18 protein-coding genes and 2 tRNA genes are annotated in these 21,334 nt (G+C 60.9%); 8 read left to right on the top strand and 12 right to left on the bottom strand.

Annotated elements, in window-relative coordinates:
* Positions 1–202: 202 nt before the first annotated feature.
* The 10 genes from C4334_RS10800 to C4334_RS10845 all read right to left on the bottom strand — a co-directional run bounded on the left by C4334_RS10800 (position 203) and on the right by C4334_RS10845 (position 12,531).
* Positions 203–748, bottom strand: a complete 546-nt coding sequence (locus C4334_RS10800; protein WP_352432096.1) for a hypothetical protein — start codon at positions 746–748, stop codon at positions 203–205.
* 93 nt (positions 749–841) lie between these two features.
* The gene (locus tag C4334_RS10805; RefSeq protein ID WP_352432097.1) at positions 842–1,444 is read right to left on the bottom strand and encodes a DUF8166 family protein; all 603 of its coding nucleotides are present in this window, start codon (positions 1,442–1,444) and stop codon (positions 842–844) included.
* Positions 1,441–1,887 (bottom strand): hypothetical protein, encoded by a 447-nt coding sequence (locus C4334_RS10810; protein ID WP_352432098.1) that lies wholly within the window; start codon positions 1,885–1,887, stop codon positions 1,441–1,443. The genes C4334_RS10805 and C4334_RS10810 overlap by 4 nt, the downstream gene beginning before the upstream one ends.
* Positions 1,884–3,161: a DNA double-strand break repair nuclease NurA gene (locus C4334_RS10815; protein ID WP_352432099.1), complete on the bottom strand. Its 1,278-nt coding sequence runs from the start codon at positions 3,159–3,161 to the stop codon at positions 1,884–1,886. The genes C4334_RS10810 and C4334_RS10815 overlap by 4 nt, the downstream gene beginning before the upstream one ends.
* Positions 3,162–3,197: 36 nt before the next feature.
* On the bottom strand, positions 3,198–3,695 hold the full coding sequence (locus C4334_RS10820) for a hypothetical protein (RefSeq protein WP_352432100.1): 498 nt from the start codon (positions 3,693–3,695) through the stop codon (positions 3,198–3,200).
* 133 nt (positions 3,696–3,828) lie between these two features.
* Complete coding sequence (locus C4334_RS10825) at positions 3,829–4,986, bottom strand: tetratricopeptide repeat protein (protein WP_352432101.1); 1,158 nt, start codon at positions 4,984–4,986, stop codon at positions 3,829–3,831.
* A gap of 303 nt (positions 4,987–5,289) precedes the next feature.
* Entirely contained in the window at positions 5,290–9,084 is a 3,795-nt protein-coding gene (locus C4334_RS10830) for an outer membrane beta-barrel protein (protein WP_352432102.1), read from the bottom strand.
* Between the two features lie 226 nt (positions 9,085–9,310).
* A complete protein-coding gene (locus tag C4334_RS10835) occupies positions 9,311–10,480 on the bottom strand; it encodes an NAD(P)/FAD-dependent oxidoreductase (protein WP_352432103.1) in 1,170 nt (389 codons plus the stop codon).
* Positions 10,477–11,193 carry a methyltransferase domain-containing protein gene (locus tag C4334_RS10840; RefSeq protein ID WP_352432104.1) on the bottom strand — a complete coding sequence of 239 codons (717 nt, stop codon included), beginning with the start codon at positions 11,191–11,193 and terminating at the stop codon, positions 10,477–10,479. Before C4334_RS10840 ends, C4334_RS10835 begins: the two co-directional genes overlap by 4 nt.
* 72 nt (positions 11,194–11,265) lie before the next feature.
* Entirely contained in the window at positions 11,266–12,531 is a 1,266-nt protein-coding gene (locus C4334_RS10845) for a beta-ketoacyl-[acyl-carrier-protein] synthase family protein (RefSeq protein WP_352432105.1), read from the bottom strand.
* A 369-nt stretch (positions 12,532–12,900) separates the two neighbouring features.
* Here C4334_RS10845 and C4334_RS10850 point away from each other — a divergent pair, with 369 nt between their 5' ends.
* The 3 genes from C4334_RS10850 to purB all read left to right on the top strand — a co-directional run bounded on the left by C4334_RS10850 (position 12,901) and on the right by purB (position 16,522).
* Positions 12,901–14,172 carry a M16 family metallopeptidase gene (locus C4334_RS10850; protein WP_352432106.1) on the top strand — a complete coding sequence of 424 codons (1,272 nt, stop codon included), beginning with the start codon at positions 12,901–12,903 and terminating at the stop codon, positions 14,170–14,172.
* A gap of 17 nt (positions 14,173–14,189) precedes the next feature.
* On the top strand, positions 14,190–15,014 hold the full coding sequence (locus tag C4334_RS10855) for an MBL fold metallo-hydrolase (RefSeq protein ID WP_352432107.1): 825 nt from the start codon (positions 14,190–14,192) through the stop codon (positions 15,012–15,014).
* 212 nt (positions 15,015–15,226) lie between these two features.
* Entirely contained in the window at positions 15,227–16,522 is a 1,296-nt protein-coding gene (purB, locus tag C4334_RS10860) for an adenylosuccinate lyase (protein ID WP_352432108.1), read from the top strand.
* An 8-nt stretch (positions 16,523–16,530) separates the two neighbouring features.
* On the opposite strand, the gene C4334_RS10865 is transcribed toward purB, so the two are convergent.
* On the bottom strand, positions 16,531–16,935 hold the full coding sequence (locus C4334_RS10865) for a DUF4870 domain-containing protein (RefSeq protein WP_352432109.1): 405 nt from the start codon (positions 16,933–16,935) through the stop codon (positions 16,531–16,533).
* 178 nt (positions 16,936–17,113) lie between these two features.
* Here C4334_RS10865 and purS point away from each other — a divergent pair, with 178 nt between their 5' ends.
* The 5 genes from purS (at position 17,114) to C4334_RS10890 (ending at position 19,432) form a co-directional block, all read left to right on the top strand.
* The gene (gene purS, locus C4334_RS10870; RefSeq protein WP_352432110.1) at positions 17,114–17,362 is read left to right on the top strand and encodes a phosphoribosylformylglycinamidine synthase subunit PurS; all 249 of its coding nucleotides are present in this window, start codon (positions 17,114–17,116) and stop codon (positions 17,360–17,362) included.
* Positions 17,359–18,063, top strand: a complete 705-nt coding sequence (gene purQ, locus C4334_RS10875; protein ID WP_352432111.1) for a phosphoribosylformylglycinamidine synthase subunit PurQ — start codon at positions 17,359–17,361, stop codon at positions 18,061–18,063. The genes purS and purQ overlap by 4 nt, the downstream gene beginning before the upstream one ends.
* A gap of 330 nt (positions 18,064–18,393) precedes the next feature.
* Positions 18,394–18,468: transfer RNA gene (locus C4334_RS10880), tRNA-Gly, on the top strand.
* A 64-nt stretch (positions 18,469–18,532) separates the two neighbouring features.
* Positions 18,533–18,607 (top strand) — tRNA-Cys (locus tag C4334_RS10885).
* Between the two features lie 252 nt (positions 18,608–18,859).
* Positions 18,860–19,432: a molybdopterin-dependent oxidoreductase gene (locus C4334_RS10890; RefSeq protein ID WP_352432112.1), complete on the top strand. Its 573-nt coding sequence runs from the start codon at positions 18,860–18,862 to the stop codon at positions 19,430–19,432.
* On the opposite strand, the gene C4334_RS10895 is transcribed toward C4334_RS10890, so the two are convergent.
* Positions 19,421–21,289: an outer membrane protein assembly factor BamB family protein gene (locus C4334_RS10895; RefSeq protein ID WP_352432113.1), complete on the bottom strand. Its 1,869-nt coding sequence runs from the start codon at positions 21,287–21,289 to the stop codon at positions 19,421–19,423. The two genes, C4334_RS10890 and C4334_RS10895, sit on opposite strands and share 12 nt — an antisense overlap.
* Between the last annotated feature and the right edge of the window lie 45 nt (positions 21,290–21,334).

Consider the following 21,334-nt stretch of genomic DNA (forward strand, 5'->3'; position numbering starts at 1 on the left):
GCGGGTCACAGACAATTCGTCGTGTGCACTCAGGCAAGGCACGACGTTCGCGCGCAGCGTCGCAGACGATTCGTCGTGTGCACCCGGGCCTTTACTTCCCGTCCACTCGAACTCAAGCTAAGCGCTGCAGGTCGCCGACGACTCCTAGCGTACACTCTTTATTCGCCCGACCTACGCTGGTTGCGCGCAAAACTTTCCGCTCCTACATCTGTCGGTCGCGTTTGCGCACAAAAGCTTCGCCGCGCTGTTCAAGACCAGCTTTTGCGGCCAACGTATTGAGCGCCGAGGCGAGAAGCTGTTTATCATCGATCTTGAAACTCGTCACGCCCGACACGTTGGTGTCCGGATCGCTAAACTGCAAGGTCAAATAGCGGTACTTCTTTCTGACAAACCACGCCGGAATGTTGGCGCCATATGGAGCGGGGATGCTGCCGATCACCGTAGCTGCTGTCGGACGGCGCGAGCGCGTGTCGGCGAAAGCAGCAATAATCGCACGATAAGGCAAGCTGAAGACCTCTTTGCCTTGCTTGTCGCGGAAGACCAAACGGCCGTTCGCATCGTCGAACTGCAACATGCCGTCGAGCTTGCGGTTGTAACCGAGGACGCCGCCCTCGTATTTCGCCTTGAAGCTTGGCGGCGCGGGCGGCACAGCGGACGTCTTCTCTTCGGCGACGCGCGGACGCACCTGAGCCGACGCGAGAACGCACGAAAAGATGGCGAGAGAGAGCGTCACGAAGACCCTGTTCATGGCCACTCCTCCGATGAGCGGAAGTCCTTTCGGGACGATTTTATTGCTCAACGGCAGCGCCTCGCAACACGAAGAAGTCGCCCCGCTGGGCGTTTAGAACCGCGTTCGACTGAAGAGTTGCCCCCACGAAAGCGACTTCTTGAGGACGCAGAGTCGTTTGCGTTCCTCTTCGGAGCACAACGGCTCGAGTCGACCAAGGATTCGATCGATCAAAGGCAAAGCGAAATCACGTGCGTGAGCTACTATGTGCACGAAGTAATGTAAGCGAACCCGCCCCCGCTCGTCGCAATGGAAATGCCGCCATTCGTCGTCTTCCATGCGATAGACCTCTGCGCCGACGGGAATCGTATACGACGGGATGCCGTGATGCACTTTACCATCGGAATGCCAACCGAGCGCGAGAATGCCGATGAGCACGCCTTGTTCGGCCAGAAAGTCCGGACTGAAAACGGCGAGATCAGGCGACGGCGAAAGGCGCGGCCCGTGGTTGCCGTACTCCGGATTAAGGAGCAAAGAATTATAGATCACGCCGACGATCTCTTGTCCCTCGATCGGAATGTTGACGAACTGCCCAAAACCGTAATCGGCTAGCGAAGGCGGCTCGTTCACCTCGAAACGATCCAGAACGCGCCCGACGTAATCGATATGAGAGTTAGAATGGACGATGCGTGCTACTTTTTGGCGCCTTGTTCTCATCGCGACCACTCCGGGATCTTGTAGAGGATCCACCACAAAAAGAGTTGAAAGAGGAGGATTAAAGATCCGCCGACCAACGCCACGACCGATGCGCGGCGGCGCGCCCCATGTCGCCATACCCCCAGCAGACCGAACAACAAAGCGCCCGGACTGAAGATGACGCCAACGTAGGGCACGAGCGAATAGATCATGAAAGCGAGCGCCGTAGAAGCGCGAAGATCAACGGCGCGCAACGATTCATCGCGCGCGTTCGCGCGCTCTTCGGGATGTCGAACGATGGCGAAACGGTACGAAGCGCGAAGCGCGCTCAAGGGAGCGTAGTCGCTTTCGAGTCGGCCACCGCACGAGGCGCAAAAACGAGCCGTCGCGCGCCGCTGCACGGTACCGCACGAACGGCATACGAGCGTTGCTCGGTCTTCGTCTTTGGTCAACGGCTCAGTCAACGTCTTCGTTCCTTGCTCAGCATCTTGCGCGAAAGCCCGAGCGGTATACTTCTCTTTTGTGCCTGCTGGAGCACTCTTTCGGCGAGCAGATGACGATCCGCTGATCGAATGACCGAAGCCGCATCGGCGGCCTCGATCGGGTAAGGATAGCCGTTTCCCACAACGCACTCGGCACGCACGACATCGACCACTTCATCTAAAAGCCCTTCTTCGTAGACCCAAGAAGGGATGTCCAACCTAGCTGGACCGCCGACGCCGTTGGTACGAATATAAGCGAAACCGATAGGTGGGTTCCAATCATCGCGCCGCTCTGCGCGCGGGGTATCCGGACCTTCGCGCAGGCAATAGAAGAAGATCGTCCGGTCGCCCCAACCGTTGAGCGCGAGGCGATCCACCGACTCGTCCGAAAGGCGCCGTCCACCTTCAGATGGCACGCGCGCCTCCTTCAAAAATTCCGGGTTGAATAAGTGTACATCCAAAAGCTTGGAGAAACGCTCGCCCCCCTCCAAAGTATTCAGCAAACGAACGACGTCGCGTGCTAGGCTCTGATCTATGTAGCCGATGACCGGCACGTGCGCCTCATGCGAGACGCGCACCAGCTTTTGGATCTCTTCGGCGTAACGTTGCTGCCAGCGGTTCGCCTGCGGCAGCGTGTGCGGCGGCGAGAGCGAGACGAGCAACGAGCCGTCGAAAAATCCGAGCGGCATGCGCTCTTTGCGTTCTCGCCAGCCGCGTCGCTCTTCGACGAAGCGGGCGAGGCTCTCCACTTCAAGTTGAAAACGTCGGAACTTGACATCGTTCTCCGCTTGCGGGTCGTAATCATCGGGGCCGAACAACGTGATCAAATCGTTGACCACGCTCTTGCGGTAGCCGCCATTTTCGCGGTGCGGGTTCTCAAACGTCGCAACTTGCACAAAGGCGACGCAGGGCCAAAGATCTTCGATCACGGCTTGGCTGCCATCGGCGGCAAAAGTCACGCGGTCTTGCAAGACCTCCTTGCTCCACTGGCGCGCTTCCTCGTGCGACCGCCAAACGGGCGCGAAGCGTCGCACGATCGCTTGATCCCACTCCTTAGATGGCCAAGCACCCGGAGCACGCCCCGCACGCACACTCTGCTTGACCGCCGTCTCCACTTGCTTCGCGTTTTTCTCAGCCGCAAGCGAAAGCAGAAGCTTGACGCCGATACGCAGTTCCTTTCGCCACTCCTTAACGAAGGACGCCAAATCTTCGAGCTTGCCGTCAATAGCTGCGTCGATGATGCTGGATAAGACCACCTCTTCCCTCCGCTCCGCGAAAGATCCTGCTCGCCTTCAGCGACGCTGCGCGCGGCTCAACTGTTCAGCCGACGGGCTATAATACGCGCGGCGCAAACGCCCGTTCAGAAAGCTATAGACGATGCCCTCTCTCTGATTCCGGTAGATGGCGATCGGACCGCGCTCTTCGCGCGCGAAGTTCGCATCGTTCTGAATGCCGAGCGATTGCGGCGTGTCAGCGGCGTTGTCGTAATCGACGACCACTTGCAAAACCGTGCCGGCCAAGTTCGGATCGAGCCTTTTCGTCTCGATGAACCTAGGCGTGACGAACGTCACCGTCACCCTCCCGCCGACGATGCGAAAGCGAAGTTCAGTGGCCGCGTCGGATGCCGCTCCGAGCGGCTTGCCTAAAATCCGCTCCACATCAGCGCGTCTTGATCGAAGAGGCTCAATCCCTTGCCACGGAGCCGCCATTGCGTCCTGTACGGCGAGGACGAGCAACACGATCAAAAACGCAACCGTTCCGTTCAGCGATTTCACTTTCGTTTCATCCATGCGATGACTTTTCATCCACGTCATAAAGCGCATGCTACTCCTTCTCCGCCCCGGATTCAAGCGCCCAAAAGGGCCGCTCGGCGTGCCACTGCGGCGATCTCGCCCGTCGTGCATCCAGTCACGGGCGGCGCAGCTATTTGGCGAATGGGCGCACGCGCTCGACCGACTCCTTCAAATCGGCATCGTTGGGCGCAAGGCTCAGTCCGCGCTCGTAGGCAGCGAGCGCTTTGGCATATTGCTTGGTGGCTTCGTAGGCGTAGCCGAGTTCGCGATAGACGCCCGCATCGTTGGCGAGCAAAGTCGCGGCCCTTTCCAGCGCAACGATTGCGCGTGGAAAGTTCTTCAGCCGTGACTGCGCGACGCCGAGAAGATAGAACGCCGTTCCGTCCGCTTGTGAGTTGGCCGCGGTGGCGCGTTCAAGCACGGACGCGGCGCGCGCGTATTGTCCGGCATAGACCAAAGCTTGGCCGTAGAGCAGCGCCGATGGCACATCGGACTTCAAGTTGTAAAGCGATTCGCCCGTCCGCACGGCGTTGGCATAATCGGCCCGGGCTTGCGTTTGATCCGCGCTGCCGGACGCGCGGCGAAGATAGGCGATGGTCAACAAGGTCCACGCTTCGGCGAGCCGCGGGTCGCTTTGCGTTGCGCGATTGAGCATGACGATCGCGCCGTCGAGTTCGCCGCGTTCGTAGGCGATGCGCCCGAGGTAGAAGAGCGCGGCGCTGTTGCGCGGCTCGATTTTGACTACCTCTTGAAACGAACGGCGCGCCTCCTCGGTTCGCCCTGTGCGGAATTCGGCTAATCCTCGGTAGTAGAGCAATCCGGCGTCCGGCTTGGCTCCGGGGCGCGTCGTTGCAGCGACGAGCAAGGGCAGGGCTTTGTCGAACTGATCGGACCGGACCAGCGCTTGGGCCAGCGCATCGCGCGTGTTGGCGTCTTCTTCGCCGGCGGCGCGTTGTAGTTCATAAGCGCGTTGCAGCGATTCAGCCGCCTCTTTGAAACGCCTCAGATTCAGTTCGGCGAAACCGACGATCTTCCATGCCTCGGCGTTTTGCGGTTCGGCCAGCGCGATTTTTCTCGCTTCGGCAAGCGCCGCCTCGTATTGTTTCTGCTGCAAAAGCGCGTAGGCGCGCGAAGTATCAAGTCGCGGCGCATCGGCGTTGGAGGCGGTCCGCGCCTTCGTCGAGTCGCTCGGCGGATTCACGCGGCGCGGGCGCACGTTGCCGGATTGCGCGCGAACGCCGGAGACGAAAGCGATCACGATCATCAGCACCAATAACGCTCTTCTCATCTATCAGATCACGGCGGCACTTGCTGACCCCGGCCATGAAGGCTGCGCGAGGAGTGCCGCCGTCCTCCCTTCTCTCTGGCGCTTTACATCAAAGCGCATTAGATCTCGGTTCATCCTCGACGACGAAATGCTAGCACTTGCGATGCGGTGTCGAGGAGCGAAGTTCGCTGTGGCTTAGATTCGCGATCGGCATACGGCCAACTTTGAGCGCTTCGGTTCCGTTGGCTCCCGCTTGATATTGAAGAGGCGACCGGGCACCCCAAACCCGATCGCCCCTTTCGTCTCCGTCCGGTTGGCGACGAATCAGAAGTTCAGCTTCAAGCCGAACTGAAACTGTCTCGGGTCGTAAGCGGCTGTCGGGCGGCTGTAGTAGCGCCCACCGGGACCGCGCTGACCGAAAGCGTTGACGTCTTGGAAGAAGGGCGACGCAGCCGCTTCATTGAAACGGTTGAAGAGGTTGAAGCCTTCGGCGATGATGTCCAAACGAACGCGCTCGCCGAAGCGTATGGCGCGCGTCACTCTTAGATCGACCGAAGCGTAAGAGTGGGTGATGCCGCGGTTGCGTCCCAAACTTCCCGTCGAAAACGGCGGCGGCACGACAAGCCTTCCATCGGGCAGGACATTAGGCCGGTCCGTTTGATTCGATTGATCGTTGTTCGTGTCGAAGCCGGTCAAAATGTTGAACGGTCGGCCCGAAGAGATCTCGATGATCGGCGCGATGATGAAGTCGGCGAAGAACCGCTGTGCGCCCGTGCCGTTGCGCCATGCAGGCGGCGAGGTGAGAACGCCGCTGAAGACGAAGCGGTGCCGTTGATCGAAGAGCGAATCGGACCGCTCAGCGCGCAGATTCCGGTTGTCTTGCGGTAAAAGCAGGGTCTGCAAGTCGCTCGAATCATCGATCGTGTGCGACCAAGTGTAGGAAGCGAGGAACTGGAAGTTGTTCGCAAAGCGGCGACGAAGCTCAACGTTCATGCCGTTGTAGTTGGAGTTGCCGTTGGAAACTTGCGCGTTGACCGAACCGTAAGGCGCGAGCACGCCGGGCGAGCGCAGCGTGCCGGCGAGCTGAGAATCGAGCACCGCTTTGGTGATCGCGCCACCAGAAACGGCGGCGGCGAGAAAGTAGTTCGGCCCACTTGGACGGAAGAAGTTCGCGATCGCCGGCGAAATGACGCGCCCGCGCGGTCCCTGCACGATGATCCCGGGCAAGATGACGACGAAGGTCTCGCCCGTCAGAGGGTTGGCGAAGGTCGAACCGGGCGCCGTCGTTGGGAAGAGGCCGGCGGTCGCCAACGCCACTTCCGTCGTGTTGGTCGGCAAACGATTGGCGTAACGGCGGAAGTTTTCGATCTGCAGATCGACGAACGGCGCGTTGACGTCCAAAGGCCGTGGCAAGTGGCGTGTGCCGACGAACAGATAGCTCACGGATAGGGCCATGTTGTCGCTCAAACGACGCTCAAGCGCCAGATTGGCTTGCGTCGCGTAGGCGTATTCAAAATCCGCCGCGATCGGCAAAGTGAACGGCAAAACCGGCCCAAAACCAGTGAAGGTTTGATCGTTGAAGCGCTGCCGACCGAACTGATACTGCGCCGTGCGCGCAACGCCCGGCGTCTGCAATCCCGGTGGACAGATGGGCGATGGGCTGGCTTGCGCGCAGACCGTGCCTTGAAAGACTTGCGTCGCGTTTAGCAACGCGGTCGGCGCGGGACTGCCCGGCAAGAGCACCAGTTGCTGCTGCTGCGCCGCATCGGCGATGTCGGAGTTGAAGGCGATGGCCTGCAGCGGTTTATCGTAGAAGAGGCCGATCGCCGCGCGGAGCACCGTCGCGCCATTGCCTTCGACGTCCCACGCGATGCCGAGGCGCGGCGCGATATTGTTTTTGTCGCGCGGGATGCCCTGTCGCACGCCGAGCGCCGCCTGCGCCGCGCGCACGTCATCGGCGGAGAGCCGGATGCCGGTGAGCGGATCCGTAAAGCCGACGGGTTCGATCTGCTCGGTCAACTCCACATCGTAGCGCACGCCGTAGTTGAGCGTCACGCGCCGCCCGATCTTCCACGAATCCTGCCCGAAGAAGGCAAGCGGTTTATTCGACAAGCGGCTGACCGGGTCGCCGAAGCCCTGAATGAAATTGTTCGGAAACCCCAAGCCATACTGCTGCACGGGCGTAAAGTCCGGCGGCGCGAGGTTGCCAACCGTCGGGAAGGCGGCGAGCGTGGTCGCCGGCAACCCGCCGAAATTGAACAACCCGGCGAAGTTCAGCTCGAAGATCGCTTCCGGGATGCGAATGAAGTTGATGTCGGCGCCGAACTTCAACGTGTGCGTGCCGGCGACGACGTTCAAATTGTCCGTGTACTGGTAGCGGTTCTCCGTGCGCACAACGGGCGAGAAAAGCTCGCGCCCGATGAATGCTGTGCCCGTGATGTTGAATGCCACGGCATCGCCGTTTTGCGAACGGAAGACGGCACGCCGCTGCGCGAACTGAAAACGCGCTTCGTTGACGACGCGGCTCGAGAGCGTGGAAGCGAGCGTGGCGACAAAGGTCGAGTCGCGTATTTGCTGGATGCCGGTGCGCGAAAAATCGTTCTGACCGAGCGCTTGGTTCTGTGATTCGACCTGAATGCCCGTGATGTCGCTCGGATTGTAGCCGAAGCGCAGCGTCAGAATGTTGTTCGACGTGATCCGGTGGTCCAGCCTGAAAGAGGAGAAGGTCGTCGCTTCCGAGATCGGGAAGATGCGCTGCAACAACAACAGCGGGCGAAAAGCGATCGGCTGCCCTTGTGCGTTGAGCGTGCCCGCAGGAACAGGCGCGCCCGATAGGAAGAAACGCGGTCCGACTACCTGTCCGGCTGGAATCGCGCCGCCGGGGCTGCGCAACGGGTTGTTGCCGGTCAGCGCCGTGTTGCCGCCGCTCGAAGCGAGCGCCGCATACTGGATGGCAGCCTGCGCAAGCTGCGCGCTTAAAGCCGCGTTGCCGCCAGCGGCAGCCGCCTGCGCCGCTTGCAACAACCCTTGCACGTAAGCGGCTTGCGCTGAGGTCAGGAAGTTAAAAGTCTGCGTGAAAGGCAGAAAAGGTGCGCCAATGGTCACGCTCGAGGTCAACCCTTGCGCGACGTCGCTCGTGAAGAAGCCGGACTCTTGCCGCCTTCGTTGCTCGAAGGAGAAGAAGAAGAACGTCCGGTCTTTGGCGAGCGGACCGCCGAGCGTCGCGCCGTACTGCGCGCGGGTGAAAGGCGGCTTTTTGTTCGGATCGTTGTCGATGATGGGCGCAAAAGGATTGCGCGCCTGAATTGATTTGTGGCGGATGAAACCGAACAGGTTGCCGCGCAGCTCGTTGGTCCCGGACTTGGTGACGACGTTGATCACGCCGCCAGCCGAGCGCCCGAATTCCGGCATGAAGGAGTTGGTCACGACTTGAAACTCTTGCACCGCCTCCTGACTGACGGTGGAACGCGCAGCGTTGATCGAATTATCCGTATTGTCCGCGCCATCGACTTGGACGAGATTGGATCGCCCGCGTTGCCCGCCGATGTTCAGACCTGAAGTGGGCGCCGGACCGATCGGGCGCGTGTTGTCGCGCGTGACGTTTGAGAGCGTCAGCGCGAAGTTGAGATAGCTTCGCTCGTTGATCGGCAGGTTATCGATGCGCTGCTGTTCGATGGTGTTGGCCACCGCCGTGCGCGACGTTTCGATCAATTCGGTGGCCACGCTCGAGACCGTCACCGTCTCGCCGATCTGCCCGACCTCGAGCGTCACGTCGAGGTCGGCGCGTTGGCCCACCGTCAAGCGAACGTTTGTGAGCACGGCGCGCTTGAAGTTCGGCGCCTCAACGGTCACTTCGTACTCGCCGGGCGGAAGGTTGAGCAACTGGTAGTAGCCCTCGGAATTGCTCGTCGTTGAGCGAACCAGATTGATGGCTGGGTTGCGTGCCGTGACGGTCGCCCCGGCGACAAGCGCCCCTTGCGGATCGCGGATGAAGCCGCCCAAATCCGCCGCGTTCGATTGCGCTTGAGCGTTCGCGGCAACGACCAACGCCAAAAAGCAGAAAGCCAAGAGAAGCCCTTTGCGCAAGAGCTTGCAGCAACGAACAAGGTCCGCGTTCATAAAATGAGATCTCCCCTTCAAAGTTTTGGGTGGGAAAAGCTTCGACAACGGGCGCGCGCTTTTCATCCGGTCGGTTGGCCGCAGCGCCGTTAGCTCCCCATGAAATTACGGACGTCTCGGTTGTCAAAGATTGCATGCCAGACGAGCGACACGCATCTTTTACCCGAAAAAGTTCTTCGCTGCAAGACTTTTGTTGAACGCGCGAACATATGGCGCGTGCCGCCAGCTAGCGCGCTCGACGGGCGCGCGTCGCCTGCGCTACATGGCGGAGCGCGCGCTCGCTTGCCGCCAAAAGCATGGCCCCTGCTTCAATCGCGCGTTGCGGAGCGAAAGCGAAACGTCTGAAGGCAGCGCACCAATGTAGCCTCCGACCAAAGCGCGCTTCGTAGCGGCGCGCGTAATCGCCTTTGAGTTCATCCCACGCACCTGCGCTGCGCCAGTTAGTTTCGATGGCATGTGCCAACGTTTCGCCGCTTTCGAGCGCAAGCAGTAAGCCGCTTCCCGTGAAAGGATCGATGAAAGATGCCGCATCGCCAACAGCGAGCAGGTTGGGCGCTGGCGCGAGCTTCATCCGTCCGAACCGCTCGATGGATGCGCTCGACCACGGAAGCACCGCCCGCGCGTCGCGCAGCGTCTTGGCGGCGCGGGCGTTGGTGCAGACGATTCGACGCAGTAGTGCGTCCGCGTCTCCACCGTGAGCGCGCACCTCGTGGGCCGCGACGATGAAACAGAGGTTGCACAATCCGTCTTCGACGGGACTGAGTCCGCCGTAACCGCAGCGGTAAAGGTAGATCTCGCAGGTTTCATTCGATGGACGCGCTCCACGCAAGTGTGTTTTGAACGCGACGAGCGAAGGCGCGCGTCTGCTAGCGTTGGTTCGGGATCTTTCGAACTTGCGCGCGAGCGCGCGACGCCGTCCCGTGGCATCGACGATCAGTTCGGCAGACAATTGCTGTGTGCCGACGGCGTTGCGCGCGATGACGCCGACGATTCGCCCATCTTCTTCGATCAAGCCGGTGACGCGCGTCTCGGCGTGGATCTCAGCTCCAGCGCGGCGCGCTTGATCGAGCAGCAGATCGTCCAGGCGAGCGCGACTCAATCCCCAAGCGTGCCCGCCGAACCACGCGCTCGGAACGACGAAGCTCCGCCCGCGCGACGAATAGAAAACGGTTCGCCGAAGGCGCGCCCCGCCAGCCCCCTCTATTCGATCGAGGAGGCCGAGCTGCGCGAAGTGGCGCACGCATTCGGGCGAGATGAATTCGCCGCAGAGTTTGTGGCGCGGGAAACGGCGCTCTTCAAAAAGATCGACCTTGAAACCGAGTCGCGCCAGACGGATCGCCAGACTCGCTCCTGCCGGTCCGCCGCCGACGATGATGATCCTGTCGCCGCAATTCATTTTGCGTTCTCCTTGGAGGCTCGCAACACGAGGCGAAACGGAAATCGGGCGCGCACCGCGACTTGCTCTAGCTGCGACGCGCGAGCTAGGGAGAGCAGTTCATCGCGGCGAAAACCGCGGCGAATCGAAAGCGCGCCATCTTCGCGCACCAAACGATTGTGCAAGAAAAAAGGCCCGATGGTAACGTAGGCGTAGTAAGCGAGCCAGTGACGCTGTAGATCGATGGCGACGACGCATCGCGCGACGCGCGCCATCTCGTTTAACAAGTGGATGATCTCAGCCTCGCAGAAGTGGTGAAGAAAGAGCGAACTGATGGCGTAATCGAAAGCGCCGTCGCCGAATGGCAGCGAGCGCGCGTCGGCGCGCACAGCGGCGATCTCTTCAAAGCAGCGCGACTCATCCGCGATGGCGCGTGCCGCGCGCGCGTTCAATTCCACGCCGACGGCGCGGACCCTTTTGCCATGCGCACGCCCCCATCGCACGATGACGCGCAAAAGGTGGCCCGAACCGGCCCCGACATCGAGCACGGAGATGGACCGTTGTGAGAGACGCGCCATCTCGTCAAACAAAGCAGCGCGAAGCGCGCGTTCATCGCCCAAGAACCGGTTGACGCGTTGCAATTCGCGCAAACATCCTTGATACTCTTCGGGCGTGTAGTCGCCTACGTCCAGATGTTCTGGTTCGTAGCTGCGCTGGCGGAAGCGGTTGAACATCCCTCTGTGCCTTTCCCAACAAACAGGTCGGCCCCCGTCCAATGCAAACGGCGAGCGCCGCGGCGCGGCTCCTTACACCCTCTCGATGACGAGCGCGCTGTTTTTCGAGCCAAAGCCGATGCAGTTGCAAACGGCAACGCGCACCACCGCCTCGCGCGCGACGTGTGGCACGTAGTCGAGGTCACACTCCGGGTCCGGTTCGTCCAAATTGATGGTCGGCGGAATGCGCCCCCTATGCATGGCACAGAGCGCGGCGACGACACCAGCGGCCCCCGAAGCTCCCTGCGGATGGCCGATCTGAGATTTGGTGGCCGACATCGGCGTCCGCCGCGCATGATCGCCGAGCGCAATCTTGAGCGCGCGCGTCTCCGTGCGGTCGTTGAGCACAGTCGAAGTGCCGTGCAGGTTAACGTAATCGACCTCTTCCGGACGCCGCCCGGCATCTTCGAGCGCAAGGCGGATGGCGCGCGCTGGTTCCTCGCCCGTGTCATCCAACCGCACGCGATGATAAGCGTCGCAGGTCGCGCCATAGCCTGTGATCTCAGCGTAGATGGTGGCCCCACGGGCGAGCGCGCGCTCGCGCTCTTCGAGGACGAGGATCCACGCCCCTTCGCCTAAGACCATGCCGGATCGGTCACGCGAGAACGGGCGCGAGGCGCGCTGCGGCTCATCGTTCCAGTCACTAGTCAATACGGTCATCAAGTTGAAGGCAGCCAAGATTCCGGGCGCAATCGGCGCATCCACGCCGCCAGTGAGCACGACACTCTGTCGCCCAAGAGCGATATGTTCGGCCGCATAGGCGATTGCATCGGTCGAACTCGTGCAACCGGTTGAGATGACGTGCGAGAGTCCGCGCAAGTTAAAGGCCATCGAAAGCTCGCTCGACAATCCGCCGTGCGTCGAAGAGGGGATGGTGTAAACGCTCGCCTTGTGTCGCGGCCCGACGTACCAGTATTCGTATTGCTGCTCGGTGAAGGCTAAACCGCCGCCGCCCGTTCCTAAAACGACGCCGAAAGCGCGACGCTCTTCCAAACCGAGATCGTTCGGCTGAAGACGCGCGTCGGCCAACGCCTCGCGCGCTGCGGCCAGCGCGAGCGGCACGGTGCGCGCTACGTGCCGTCGGTCGCGCGGCGCAAGCTCCCGCTCCCAATCGAAGTCGCGCACTTCGGCAGCGATCTTCACCGGAGACGAGGAGACATCGAAGCTTTCGATGCGCCGCACGCCGCTCTCCCCAGCCAACAGCGCGCGCCAAAAAGCCTCGCGCCCGATGCCGATGGGCGTTACGCACCCAACGCCTGTGATCACGACGCGCCGCACCCCGCTGAATCTTCGCAGCATATTGCACTCCGCCCCGATCAGCTATTTCAAGAGAAAGAACCTTTTTTGTGTTGCACGCATAGCGGGCCGGTCACCAATCCGTCTCCGCTCACACGCTTGAGTCATGCTGAAATTTGGACGCCTTCGAATGTTCCGCTCTTGGCGTCGAGCATAACATGAAGTGAAGGAGCTTGCGAAGCGCATCCGCCGCAACCAACTGGCCCAGTTAAACGAGCCCGGAAGCGGCGACGGACTTGCCACACCGCCTCTTTGAAAGGCTTGCCGAGCCTCTGCCCCGATCCGATGAATTTGCCCGTCTTTCCGCGCCCGTGTTACGATGATCTTCTTTATCGCCAAAGCCGGTGGCTGACCGGCTCTACGCACCGCGAGATGTTGGAACAAGTTCGCAAGACCTGCCTTCCCAACGGCGTCACCGTGTTGACCGAACGCATGCCGGGCTTGCGTTCGGCCACCATCGGAGTCTGGATTCGACGCGGTTCGCGCCATGAACCAGCGGAACTGAACGGCATCTGCCACTTCATCGAGCACGCGGTCTTCAAGGGAACCGAACGCCGGACAGCGCTCGACATCGCCATCGAATCGGATCGCTTGGGCGGCCACCTAGACGCTTACACGACGCACGAACTCACGGGCTTTTCGATGAAGGTCGTCGACGCGGCCATCGGTCAGGCGTTGGATCTACTGGCCGACATCGTTGCGCGACCACGCTTCGACCCAGACGATCTAGCGGTCGAACAGCGCGTCATCCTCGAAGAGATCAAGATGGTCGAAGACACGCCCGAAGAGCTTCTCGCCGAACTCTTCAACGCCGCCTTCTTCCCAAACCACTCGCTGGGCCGCCCCATTGAGGGGACGCCAGCCACGGTCAGCAGCTTCGACCGCGAGCGGACCATCGCCTTTCACCAGCAGGGCTACGCGACGCATAACATCGTCGTCGCCGCCGCCGGTAACGTCGAACACGAGGCGCTCGTTGAGCTGGTGGATCGAGCTTTTGCCGCCCACTCGATGGCGACGCCACCGGTAGCGTACGAAAAAGCACCCACCATCGCCGCACCCATCATCATCGAGCGCAAACGCGATCTGGAACAAGCCCACATGATCTTGGCTGCGCCGTGGCCAGCGGCGACGAGCGATGAGCGCTTTGCCGCCAGTTTGCTCGTTTCGATCTTGGGTGGCGGAACGTCGAGCAGGCTCTGGCAAGCGATTCGCGAAGAGCGCGGGTTGGCCTACTCCGTCGGCGCAGCGGCCAGCGCTTTCAGCGATGTCGGAATGTTTCAGATTTACGCCGGCACATCGCCGGATCAGCTCGATGAAGTGCTGGATTTATCGCTCATCGAGCTGCGTCGCATTGTGCGCGAGCCCGTGGGCGAAGACGAGCTGCGGTTGGTCAAAGATCAAGCGATCTCATCCATCCTGCTCGCGCTCGAATCATCGAGCATGCGGGCCGGCACGTTAGCCCGTCAAGAGATCCTCCACGGGCGTCGCATCCCGCCCGAGGAGACCATCGCGCGCATCGAAGCCGTTACAGCCGAAGAACTGCAAGCGTTGGCGCAACGCGCGTTCCGCACGGAAGCGCTCGGCTTCGGCGCGCTCGGCAATTTGAACGGTTTTCGCGTTGATCGCGCGCGGTTGGAGATCTGACGCGGAGTTTGCCGCCAATGCGTTTCACCATTCTAGGGAGCGGTTCGACCGGCAACGCGATCGTCGTCTCGCACGATCGGACGCACGTGCTCATTGACGCCGGATTGAGCGCGCGCGAAACGTTTCGCCGTCTGATCGAAGTCGGATGCGATCCCGGTCAGCTCGCCGGCGTCGTCGTCACGCACGAACACGCTGATCACGCCAGCGGCTTGCGCGTGTTGCTCAAAAGCCTTCGCTGTCCCGTTTACATCACCGAAGCGACGCGCCAAGCCTACATCGCGGAACGACGCAACGTGTCGTCGAACGAACCGAAAAGACGGGCCGAAGCGCTGCGCGATCGCATCGAACTGATTCGTTCGGACCAGCCTTTCTGCATCGGCGAACTGGACTTTCACCCGTTCAACGTGCCGCACGATGCGGTGGACCATTTCGGCCTGAACATCGCTTGCCGCGGCGCGCGCATCGCGCTGTTGCTCGATTGCGGTCACATCACGACGCTCGTGCGCGAGCGACTTCGAGGGTGCGCCGCCATCATCATCGAGTCGAACCACGACCGCGACATGCTCCGCGCCTGCACGCTCTACCCGTGGGAACTGAAACAACGCATCATGTCGCGCATGGGTCATCTATCAAACGCCGCAGTGGCCGAATGGCTGCGCGACGGATTCGACGGCACGGCCTCGCACATCGTGCTCGCGCACCTTTCGCAAAGAGCGAACAACCCGCACGTGGCGCGCATCTGCGCGGAAACGGCGCTGGCCGCGCGCGGCTCGCTTTTTCAACCGCAGACCAAGATCATCGTTTCGTCGGCCAAAGACCCGACGCCGTGGGTCGAAATTTGAAAAGCATGCTGAAAGGCCGCACACGAGACACCTCGTCAATTTGTGGATCGAGATCTGGCACGCGCACTGAGGGCTGGGGAGCAGTCGGCGGGCGACGGCTCGCGCAAAGAGCGCGTGCGCCATGAACTGAACGAAAGGCGCTGAACAGATGAAGAGGCCGCGTCGTTGACGCGCGCCAAGACGTATGCCCTGCAGCGGAGACGAAGCGAACGATGATCCCGCGTTACACCCTGCCCGAGATGGGCGCGCTTTGGTCCGAGGAGAACAAATTTCGCAAGTGGCTTGAAGTCGAACTGGCCGTTTGCGATGTCCATGCCGAGATGGGAACCATCCCGCGCGAGGCGGCAGTCGAGATACGCGCCCGCGCGCGCATAGATGTCGCGCGCATCCATGAGATCGAAAAGACCACCGATCACGACCTCATCGCGTTTACAACCTCCATTGCCGAACAGGTCGGCGAAGCGGCGCGTTTTCTCCATTACGGATTGACCTCTTCGGACGTCGTGGATACGGCCAACGCGCTGTTGTTGCGCGATGCGTGCGATCTACTGCTGGCGAAAACGGAGAGTTTGATGGAAGTATTTCGCCGCCGCGCTTTCGAGTTCAAACGCACGCCGCAGGTTGGCCGCACGCACGGCGTGCACGCCGAACCAACCTCGTTCGGGCTGACTTTCGCCCTCTGGTACGACGAGATGCGCCGCAATCGGGCGCGACTCGAACGCGCGCGCGAAACGGTCGCGGTCGGCAAGATCAGCGGCGCCGTCGGCGCTTTCGCTCACCTTGATCCGGAGGTGGAAGAGCGCGTCTGCGCACGCTTGGGACTCCAGCCCGCGCCCGTCTCCACCCAGATCATCCAACGCGACCGCTACGCCGAATACTTGACGACGCTCGCCATCGTCGCCGCTTCGCTCGAAAAGTTTGCGCTTCAGGTGCGCCACTGGCAACGGACCGAAGTGCGCGAGGCTGAAGAGCCTTTCAAGCGCGGCCAAAAGGGATCGAGCGCCATGCCACACAAGCGCAATCCCATCCTCGCCGAGAGGATTTGCGGGCTGGCGCGCGTCGTGCGCGCCAATTCGGCTGCCGGCTTGGAGAACGTCGCTCTCTGGCATGAACGCGACATCTCGCATTCCTCGGCTGAGCGCGTGATCCTTCCGGATTCGTCCATCGCGCTCGATTACATGCTCGACCGCAGCGCCAAGCTGTTCGACGGGCTCGTGGTCCATCCCGCAAGGATGATCGAGAATTTGAATCTGACGCGCGGACTCATCTTCAGCGGCCAACTGCTGCTCGCGCTCACGCGCGCCGGCGTCAGCCGCGAGGCGGCCTACGAGTGGGTGCAACGCAACGCGATGAAGACGTGGGACGAAGGCGGCGATTTTCGTTCGCGCGTCCTACAGGACGCCGACATCACGGCTCATCTGACGCGCGAAGAGATAGAAGCGGTCTTTTCGCTCGACACCTATCTCCGCAACATCGATCGAATCTTCGCTCGCGTCTTCGATCGTTGACTGGCGCGCTATCGGCTGGTCCACTGCTCCGCCATATCGCCGATGATGGGCAACTTGAACTTCTGCCCCTGATAGGCTTTGAGCAAGCAGTAGACCCAAGCAGCAAAGAAGAGGAGCGAAAGGAACAAGCCGCCCAAGCTGAAAAGGAGTCCGATGATCGTCGAGAATGAACTGACGATGATCCAAAAGATGTTATAGGCGATGCTGATGATGATCGCCGCGACGCCAAACAGAATCGATTGAATGGCGTGATAACGGACGAAGCGACTTTCCTTCTCGACTGCGTAGAAGACGATGCCGGTTAGCGGGGCTAGAATGTAACAGAGCAACGCGGCGATGTTGTTCTCGAGGCCAGTGCTTGATCTTTCGTCACTCGGAGAACTGAAAGCGCTCTCGCGTCGTTGATTTTGCATAAACTTACCTCATTCAAGCGGTAGATGACACGACCGGTTATGCGTTGCGGCGAGACGGCAGTGCGAAACAATCGAGTTGCGAGGCCCAAGTCGGCTTGGAACGGGAGCCAGTTTATCAGACAATATAAATTTACGCAATAGCGACGAGCGGGAGAACTGACGACGAAAGGTTAAGGGCATGAAGGCGAAAGTCTATGTGACGCTGAAACCGGGTGTCCTCGATCCGCAAGGGAAAGCCATCCACCACTCAGTTGAATTGCTGGGCTGGCGCGGAGTGGCAGACGTTCGGCAAGGCAAGTATTTCGAAGTTGCGCTTGATCAATCGCTCGACCTCAAAGAGGCGCGCGCGCTTGTCGAGCGATTGGCGAGCGAAGTTCTCTCCAATCCGGTCATCGAAGACTACCGCATTGAAATCGAGGCAACATGAAATTCGGAGTCATCGTCTTTCCCGGATCGAACTGCGACCACGACGCTTATCACGTCGTCTCGAAACATGTGGGCCAGCCCGTGGATTTCATCTGGCACCGTGAGACGGATCTGAGTTCATACGACGCCGTGATCATTCCGGGCGGCTTCTCTTACGGCGACTACTTGCGCGCCGGCGCGCTCGCCCGTTTTTCGCCCGTGATGCAATCGGTGCGCAAGTTCGCCGCTCATGGGCGGTTCGTGCTCGGCATCTGCAATGGCTTCCAAATCCTCTGCGAAGCCGGGCTGCTGCCTGGCGCGCTGATGCGCAACCGCGAGCTGCATTTCATCTGCCGTCACGTGCACGTGCGTGTTGAGACCAACGCGACGCCCTTCACGCGCTTGCTCGCTCCAGGCGCGGTCCTGCGTCTTCCGATCGCTCACGCTGAAGGCAACTACTTCTGCGACGACGCGACGCTCGACGAACTCGAACGCGAAGAACGAATCGTCTTCCGCTACTGCGATGCGCGCGGACGGCTCACCGAAGCAAGCAACCCGAACGGCTCGCGCGCGAACATCGCCGCCATCTGCAACCGCGGACGCAACGTGCTCGGCATGATGCCACACCCGGAACGCGCTTGCGAGGATCTGCTCGGATCGAGCGACGGATCGGCCATCTTCAGTTCTTTGGCCGCCACCATCGCTGAACTCGCCGAGCGCTGAAACCAAATCGTCGAGCGTTCCTTTCCCCGTCGAGCCGATCCCATTCGCCTCGAAGCTACGCCGATCGCCCTGCGCCCAAAATTCATCGCGCGGCCGCGTAAACAAAGCGCGCCGCCCCTGCGACGCCTTGCGAACTTCAGGCGAACAAAGCTTGGCTTGTAGATAAAGTCGGGGCGAGGGGCCGAAGGCGCTGGTCCGAGCCAAGTTAAGGCAAAGTTCAAAAACTCGCCTAGGTCTCTAGATGTCTAGCCGCTTCATCTCGGGCTGACGACAACCCAAGTCGCGCTTGACAAAGGACTGTGAATGCTTAAAATAAATATCCTGCTCTGAGCGGGAGTAACTCAGCGGTAGAGTGCGACCTTGCCAAGGTCGAAGTCGCGGGTTCGAATCCCGTCTCCCGCTCCAAGATTTCAGTTGAAGGGCGAAAGAGCGGCTTTCGCCCTTCTTCTGCTTGCCTTGAAAGATTCGAGGCGGCGTAGCCAAGTGGTAAGGCAGAGGTCTGCAAAACCTTTATTCGTGGGTTCGATTCCCACCGCCGCCTCCATAGAAATCCGCCTTCTAGCGATTTCTCCAACAGTTTGCCCGACCCGTAAGCGTGAAGCGTTCTGACTGCCGCTGACTTCATTTCCTCTGCAAAGGACCACGAGAGTTTCTTTCCCTTTGATCGCAACTAGATCGCTGCGCCCGCGCAGCATGCAATCCTGCAAAGGACCACGAGAGTTTCTTTCTCTTTGATCAGCACAGGGTTGTTTCATGTCGAAAAAGGCGGTATCTTTTGCATCGGGAGGGACCGATCATGCTTTCAGCGGCGCGCGTTTTCGGCCTGATCCTCTTCGCACTACCGGCTCTTTCGGCCTACGGGCAGACCAACGAAAAGCTGCTCGCAGCGAGGTTTGCCGGACCATGTTGCCAGGAGAGACTTGCAGCCTATGGAAGAACCGATGAGAAGCTGCTCGTCATCGCGGGCGAAGGCGTGCGCGCAACGGAGCTTTCCGCCGCCGATCTCGCTAAGCTCCCACACCGAACCGTACGCGCCAAAGACCACGACGGCGAGGAAGCGACCTTTGAAGGCATCGAACTCTACGATCTGCTCAAATCGGTCGGCGTCCCGTTCGGCACAAGGTTGCGCGGCGACAAGCTGAGCCTCTTCCTTTTGGTCGAAGCGGCTGATGGATACAAAGTGGTCTTCGCCCTTCCGGAGATCGACAAAGCTTTTACTGACCGCGTCATTCTCCTCGCAGACCGTCGCAACGGGAAACACCTATCTGCAGCGGAAGGCAATTTGCGCCTGGTCGTGCCGGACGAAAAGCGCCACGCTCGCTGGGTGCGCCAAGTCGTTCGACTCTCGATCCGCCGCTCACCTTCCTAAGCCAACCGAAGCGAAACGGGCAGCGACGAAACGAGCGCCGTCGGCGATGAAGATTGAGGCGGAAGCTTCGTCCACGACGAAGCGCGGATCTATCGAACTCAAGCGCACGAAACGTTCGGCCCGTCCAGTGTCGATTTGGACGCCGACCAAGCCTCGACCGCCCAATTCGCCAGCGTCCGTATAAAAGTAGATCCAACGCCCACGCAGCGCGACGAGCCGTTCGCGTCTCCGGAGGAAACCGGCGAGCCGGTCCAACTGGCGCGATGGGTCTAGCCGATCGAGCAATCGGTCCTGCAGATCGACATCGCCGACGCGCTCGAGGATTGTATGAGAAGAGCCGCCGCGCAAGCTCGATGCCCTGCCGAAGAGCGCAAGTGGCGAACTCGCGCGTTCGCGCGCGGCATCGGTGACGAGCGACGTGAGGTCGCCGAAATCTGCCCGCGCTCTCAGGCCAGACCAGCGCAACGCACCCGCCGCGCGCGCAAGCTGTGCGCCGCGATAGGCGAGATTAAAGAGCGGGCCATAACGGAAATAGAAAGAGACAGCGCGCGCAGCGATCGCGGCAACCGTGCGCAACACGCCGCGACCGGGCGGAGTGTAGCGCGCGCGCCAGATCATTTGACCGCGGCGCGGGTCAAAAGCGGCGATCTTGTTTCTGCCGCCGACCACTGCCTGACCGCGTTCGTTCAACACGACGAACGCCGCTTGCTCGATCTCGTGTGGCGACTTTGCAAGCCGTTCGCCCGTCTTTGCATCGAGGGCGATCAGATCGTCGCGATCGGCCACGACGACCAAGTTGGGATCAGGCAAGACGATGTTCGTGATGCCGCGGTCGCCGCCCTTATAACGCCAAATCGTTTGTCCCGTCTCCTTGTCAATGGCGCTGACGCCGTATGGCCCGCGCGCGACCGCTTGGCCATCGCGCACGCGCGTGAACGTTCCGCCAGTGCGCACGAAGATCGTGCGATCCGCGATGACCACTTCGGGCGTGGTGCCCAAGTCTTTCGCTTCCCACGCCACCTCTCCGGTCGCGCGCGCGATGGCGCGCAAGCGTCCGCGGCCTGAGACATAGAGGAAACGCTCGTCGAAGACGGGATCCGCTTCGGTCAAGGCGAGGCCTTCTTCGTTGACGCGGAAGCGCTCGCGCAAGATCGCTCTGCCCGTCCCGGCATCGTAGGCTGTCACGCCTTCGTAAAAGAGGTAGAGTCGCCCATCGAGGAAGAGCGGCGCGCGGTAGTTATCGAGCGTGTAAACGGTCTCCTCGCTGGTCCAGCTTGCCGGCAGCAATTCGATCTCGCTCCCAAGCTCGCGCCGCCAGCGCTCCTCTCCGGTCCGAAGATCGAGCACATGTATCGCAGGACGCTGTTTGAAACCTTCGCGCGGTCGCTCCTTCGTCTTGCGCACGACCGTGACAGCCAACAGCCTGCGATCGAGATCGACGGCCATTTGCATCGCTTGACCGCGCAAGCGTTCCGAGCGCCAAAGCGCTAGGCCGGAAAGCAGGTCGACCGCCTCGACGCGCGCACGATCCTTGTCCGCATAGCTCAGCAGAAGCAGGTCCGTTCCGGGCAAGGGCACGGCATCACGCTCGTCCAGATCAGGCACGCGCCGCCGCCACAAAGTCTCTCCCGTTTGCGCGTCGATGGCGTAAAGCGAACGCTCCGTTCCGACAACGACAACGTCCCAATCGGTCGTTTGGTAAAAACGGACCGGGCTATCTAATTTGGCCTGCCAAACGGTCTGCAGCGTCGCCGCTTGCGCGCCGCTCCACAGCGAGCAGAAGAGCAGGAGGCCACAGAGCCTCCCGCTCGCCCCCCATGAGACGATCGATCGCTGGCGACTCTCCTCAACACGCATGCTTTACCTCTCTCGCTTGGTCGGATTAAGCTATGCGATGATAAC

Source organism: Pyrinomonas sp., assembly GCF_040289685.1.
In the GTDB taxonomy this organism is placed as follows: Bacteria; Acidobacteriota; Blastocatellia; order Pyrinomonadales; family Pyrinomonadaceae; genus Pyrinomonas.